The organism is Moraxella equi (genome assembly GCF_002027555.1).
Taxonomy (GTDB): domain Bacteria; phylum Pseudomonadota; class Gammaproteobacteria; order Pseudomonadales; family Moraxellaceae; genus Moraxella; species Moraxella equi.
Map to the genome: position 1 here is coordinate 1 of NZ_MXAP01000059.1, position 5,553 is coordinate 5,553.

The window sequence follows — 5,553 nt, forward strand, 5'->3', positions numbered from 1 at the left end:
GGGGCGTGTTTCAATTCGCCTTTGCCGAGCCAATCATTTGTATAAATTTGAGAATGGTATAATAACTTATCAATGAAAATCTGAAAAAGGATAACCCTATGAAATTGTCAAAAGACAACCCCAAAGTTAAAAAAATTGTCGATGCAGCAAGCCAAAGTATCAATCAAGGCTTAGAAGAAGCTCGACATCTCTTAGAAAAATCCGAAGCCGAAGGCGGAATTTTGGCAAACCTTGCTCATCTTGCCAAAAAACGCAAAAAAGAGCCTAAGACTGATACATTTGGCATTCATGTGGATAGACAAATGGATGCACCCCTGCGTATCGTGGTACTCGGCGGGGGTAGTTTCGGGACGGCAATGGCGAATTTGTCCGCCAAAAATGGCTGTGAGACGACCCTGTGGGTGCGTGATAAAAAGACGGTCAAAGCCCTACAAAAAACTCGCATTAACAAAAAATACCTACCCAATCATGTGCTAGATAGCCGTTTGGCGTTTAGTCATGATTTGGCAGAATCGGTCAAAAACAAAGACATCATCTTTGTGGCGGTGCCAAGCTCGGCGGTGCGTGAAACCTTGCAAAATATCCGTCCATACATCACACATCAAGCGGTGGTGTCTTTGACCAAGGGCATAGAAAAAGGCACGTTTGCCCTGATGAGCGACATCATCAAGGACGAATTGCCACAGGTTAATTTTGGCGTAATGAGTGGCCCGAACCTCGCCCTTGAAATCATGAATAATATGCCGTCCGCCAGCGTGATTGCCAGCCCGTCCGAACCGCTCAGAGTGGCGGTACAGACGGCACTACACAGTTCGTTTTTTCGAGTGTTTGCCTCCGATGATGTCAAAGGCGTGGAGCTTGGCGGAGCGTTAAAAAACATCTATGCTGTGGCAATGGGTATGGCAAATGCCTATGGCGTGGGCGAGAACACCAAAGCCATGCTACTGACTCGGGCGTTGGCGGAGATGAGCCGATTTGGTGTGGCGGTGGGGGCGAATCCCTTGACGTTCTTAGGCTTATCGGGTGTGGGCGATTTATACGCCACTTGTAACTCCACCCTAAGTCGCAATTATCAAATTGGTAATATGCTTGGTAAGGGCATTACGCTGGATAATGCCATTAAAAAGCTTGGGCAAACCGCCGAAGGGGTGAACACCATTGCTCAGGTGGAAGAACAAGCCAAAAAACTGGGCATTTATATGCCAATTACCCATGCCTTATATGCGGTGCTGTATGAAAACAAATCGGCTTTAAGTGTGGCGGTAAACCTGATGGAAACAGGGTTTCGAAGTGATGTGGAATTTGTCATGCCTCATGATGAGAGCAATGAAAAGCTATCAAAAGAGTTTGATAAGGTATTAAAGGCAAGTAAAGACAATCAGCCCAAAGATGATGAAGCTATTGATGATAAGGACGATAAATAGGTTGTGATTGTTAAATTGGGCTATATTTACTTTTGAAAATTTTTAAATAAGTGTGTAGGGGCAAATTGCAATTTGCCCTATATTAAAAGAAGGATTTACCATGAAACTTATCTTTATCCGACACGGACAAGCAGCCGCCTATTGTGCCGATGACGCGGGGCGTGATTTGACCGAATTTGGGCAAGCTCAGGCAAGCCAGACTGCCACGCATCTCATCGAGCGATACAGCCTTGACATGATTATCGCAAGTCCCTTTAATCGTGCCGACCAAACCGCCAAAATCTTGCAAAATACCGCAACTGACAAAGGACAAAATCCCACGTTCATCACGTTAGACAGTATTACCCCCGATGATGACCCTGTGGCAGGCGTGGCGGACATTGAGCGGATTATTACATCGTACTATGGGCATGAGCATGATAAAGTGATAGCCGTGGTATGTCATATGCCGATAGTCGCTCGTATGGTGGCGTATCTGGACGCAGACGGCTTGCCCCCGCCGATGTTTGACTTGGCAGAATATCGGGTCATGACAGCCGATGTCATCGCCCAAGGTCTGGCACGTCAAAGTGAGAGATTCTCGCCTGTGCAACCTTGATGGGCTGATAACATGACCGCTACCTATTAGTTAGGGTGGCGGTTTTTAATGGTAAAAAGGCGGTCGAAAGTCAAGCATGAGTGATATTTAATCTTTTAACGGAATGTGTTATAATGTCAAAAGATGTATTTATCCATTTTGAGAGACCCATGTCATATAGCTTACTTCGCCCTTATCTATTTTCCATGCAACCTGAAAAAGCCCACGAATGGACGCTTGAAAATTTAGAGCGATTGCATAAAGCACGCCTGCTTGGGTTTGCTTATCCACGCCAGTCAATGCCGACCAACTGCATGGGCATTAGCCTGATGAACCCTGTGGGATTGGCAGCAGGGCTTGATAAGAATGGCGAGTATATTGACGCCTTGGCTGAGCTTGGCTTTGGTTTTTTGGAGATTGGTACAGTCACGCCACAACCGCAGGCGGGCAATCCACGCCCGAGAATGTTCCGTTTGGCGGACAGTGGGGCGATTATCAACCGCATGGGCTTTAATAACGATGGCGTGGATAAGATGATTGCCAATATTGAGCGTGCCAAATACAAAGGCGTGCTTGGTATTAACATCGGCAAAAATGCGACCACGCCTGTTGAGAATGCCTTGGATGATTATGTGTACTGCTTGGAGCGGGTTTATCCGTATGCCAGTTATATCACCATTAACATTTCTAGCCCCAACACCGCCAATTTGCGAAACCTGCAAGGAGCGTCTGAGCTGGCTCATCTGTTAGATGGTATCAAGACTTGCCATACAAAACTGGCAAGCGAGCATGGCTACTATGTGCCACTTGCCCTAAAAATCGCCCCTGATTTGAACGAGAGCCAAATAGATGACATCGCTAAAAATCTCACCAACTTTGACATTGATGGGCTGATTGCCACAAATACCACGTTATCACGGGTGGGTGTCGAAGACCAAGAGCATGCCCACGAAGATGGTGGGTTGTCAGGCAGACCGCTTAGTCATCAAAGCACGTTGGTACTGACGGCATTTGCCGAGCGACTGTCGGGTAAGGTGGATTTGATTGGGGTGGGCGGTATTGATACAGGTGATTTGGCGGTGCGTAAGCTGAGTGCAGGAGCGACCGCCGTACAGCTGTACTCAGGACTGGTTTATAAAGGTCCTTCGCTCGTGCAGGACTGCGTGCAAAGCATTGCTAACTACAAAGAGCGTGCCTTGGTTGTGGCGGATAAATCTGATGATTTGGATAAAGACGTGGATGATAACGACTTAGATAAAAACGCTTCGGGCGAGCCGAATAAAGCATGAGTATTCTTGATATTGGTATCGCCTTTATGGTGCTTGTTGGACTGTGGCGTGGTTTTCAAGCAGGGGCGATTAAGACAGCGATGTCACTGGTGGCGTGGTTTGTCGCACTCATTGTGGCGTCAGCTCTTGCCAAAGAGTTCTCGCCTTTGTTCGTGGGTGTGGTTGATAACGAAGTCTTGCAGATTTCGCTGGCGTTTTTGGTGATTGTGCTGATTATTGTGAGTATCACGCACGTTATCTCGTGGCTGGCATTAAAAACCTTAAAATTTTTAAAGTTGGGTTTTTTGGATAACATTTTGGGTGGTATCTTGGGGGCGGGTAAAGGCGTGTTAAAAGTGCTGATTATCCTAAGTATCGCATCCCCCTTGCTTATTAAACTACCCCAATGGCAAGAATCCATTCTCGCCCAAAACTTACTACCCCTTGCCCCTGTGGCACAGGCGTTATTGACCGAAGTGCTTGGCGAAGCATGGAATCAAGTAGAAAATCCGTATCAATAGGGCGGATTTTTTAATATAAAAAATTTGAAAATCTGTATCAGTATTAAATCTTTTTAACCTAATTGGCGTGTTGCCAAACTTTTGGAGTGAACAACTATGTGTGGTGTGATTGGTGTGTGTGCCCATGAGCCTGTGGGTCAGATGTTATATGATGGCTTGACCATGTTACAACATCGAGGGCAGGACGCGGCAGGGATAGTAACCCTAAAAGATGACCGCCTGTATCTGCGTAAAGACAATGGCATGGTGCGAGATGTGTTTTTAAATAAGCACATGGTGCGTCTGGTGGGGAATTTTGGTATCGGACATGTTCGCTATCCGACCGCAGGCACATCAAGCACGGCAGAAGCTCAGCCTTTGTATGTCAATTCGCCCTATGGCATTGCCTTGGCACACAACGGCAACCTAACCAATGCCGAAACCCTTGCCAAAGAAGTCTATGAGTATGACCGCCGTCATTTGAACACCGATTCGGACTCGGAAGTGCTACTTAACATTTTTGCCCATGAACTACAAAAATTCACCAAAACCAAACTTGCCCCCGATGACATTTTTACCGCCTTGCAAGCTGTCTATGACCGTTGCCAAGGGGCGTATGGCGTGGTGGCAATGATAGCAGGGCATGGCATGCTCGCATTTAGAGACCCTAACGGCATTCGCCCGCTCATCTATGGTCGCCGTCTGACTTCCGCTGGCGTGGAGTACATGGTGGCGTCTGAGTCGGTGGCACTGACTGCACTGGGCTTTGAAGTGGTGCGAGACATCAACCCTGGTGAAGCGATTTTTATTGATTTAAATTATAACTTACACACCAAGCAATGCACTGACAAAATCAAGCACACGCCTTGTATCTTTGAATATGTTTATTTTGCCCGTCCTGACAGTATCATCGATAATATCTCGGTGCATAAGGCTCGCATGCGGATGGGCGAAAAGCTTGCCCAAAAAATCATCGCAGAATGGGGTGATGAGCATGGCATTGACGTGGTCATTCCCATTCCTGATACATCTCGCAACTCGGCACTAGAATGTGCCACTCATCTGGGCGTGAAATACCGTGAAGGTTTTAACAAAAACCGCTATATCGGGCGTACCTTTATCATGCCTGGGCAGTCCATGCGTAAAAAGAGTGTCCGTCAAAAGCTAAATGCCATTCCTTTGGAATTTAAAAACAAAAACGTCCTATTGGTGGATGATTCTATCGTGCGTGGGACGACCTGCCATGAGATTATTCAGATGGCACGAGATGCTGGGGCGAAAAACGTCTTTTTTGCATCCGTTGCCCCACCTGTGATTTTCCCCAATGTCTATGGCATTGACATGCCAGTGCGGAGTGAGCTGATTTCATCGGGGCGTACGGTTGATGAAGTGCGTGAGATTATCGGGGCTGACCGCTTGATTTTCCAAGATTTGGATGATTTGGTGGAAGCGGTTAATAACACCAAATACAGTCGTGTTGATGGCTTTGACTGCTCGGTGTTTGACGGCTGTTATGTGGCGGGGCAGATTACCGAAGAGTATCTACAAGAGCTACAAGCCAAACGCAATGACGGTGCCAAAAAACAGCAAGTGGCAAATAATCCTGTGGACATTACAGGGATCATGGAATAAATCAATGGTTTGTAAAAACAGGTCTTGACGGATAAGACCTGTTTTTATTTATAGATAAATCACATTCGCTCTGTGATAAAGTATTGACTTTTGGGTGAATGGCAATTTGTCCCATACGCCCAAATTTTAAAAATATATACCAACCGAACTTA

Annotated in this window: 4 protein-coding genes and 1 pseudogene; all 5 read left to right on the forward strand. The window is 46.5% G+C overall.

Going from position 1 to position 5,553, the window contains the following annotated elements; translation table 11 throughout:
* Window positions 1-98 precede the first annotated feature (98 nt).
* The 5 genes and pseudogenes from B5J93_RS06220 (at window position 99) to purF (ending at window position 5,401) form a co-directional block, all read left to right on the forward strand.
* Window positions 99-1,424 carry an NAD(P)H-dependent glycerol-3-phosphate dehydrogenase gene (locus B5J93_RS06220; RefSeq protein WP_079325571.1) on the forward strand — a complete coding sequence of 442 codons (1,326 nt, stop codon included), beginning with the start codon at window positions 99-101 and terminating at the stop codon, window positions 1,422-1,424.
* A gap of 100 nt (window positions 1,425-1,524) precedes the next feature.
* On the forward strand, window positions 1,525-2,022 hold the full coding sequence (locus B5J93_RS06225; RefSeq protein ID WP_079325573.1) for a SixA phosphatase family protein: 498 nt from the start codon (window positions 1,525-1,527) through the stop codon (window positions 2,020-2,022).
* 149 nt (window positions 2,023-2,171) lie between these two features.
* A pseudogene (locus tag B5J93_RS06230) lies at window positions 2,172-3,185 on the forward strand (quinone-dependent dihydroorotate dehydrogenase); the annotation flags it as partial.
* 101 nt (window positions 3,186-3,286) lie between these two features.
* Window positions 3,287-3,790: a CvpA family protein gene (locus tag B5J93_RS06235; protein WP_079325575.1), complete on the forward strand. Its 504-nt coding sequence runs from the start codon at window positions 3,287-3,289 to the stop codon at window positions 3,788-3,790.
* A gap of 96 nt (window positions 3,791-3,886) precedes the next feature.
* On the forward strand, window positions 3,887-5,401 hold the full coding sequence (purF, locus tag B5J93_RS06240) for an amidophosphoribosyltransferase (protein ID WP_079325577.1): 1,515 nt from the start codon (window positions 3,887-3,889) through the stop codon (window positions 5,399-5,401).
* Window positions 5,402-5,553: the final 152 nt, after the last annotated feature.

Coding starts and splice junctions, on each gene's coding strand:
- B5J93_RS06225 (WP_079325573.1), top strand. CDS start 1,525: ATGAAACTTATCTTTATCCGACACGGACAAGCAGCCGCCTATTGTGCC.
- purF (WP_079325577.1), top strand. CDS start 3,887: ATGTGTGGTGTGATTGGTGTGTGTGCCCATGAGCCTGTGGGTCAGATG.
- B5J93_RS06235 (WP_079325575.1), top strand. CDS start 3,287: ATGAGTATTCTTGATATTGGTATCGCCTTTATGGTGCTTGTTGGACTG.
- B5J93_RS06220 (WP_079325571.1), top strand. CDS start 99: ATGAAATTGTCAAAAGACAACCCCAAAGTTAAAAAAATTGTCGATGCA.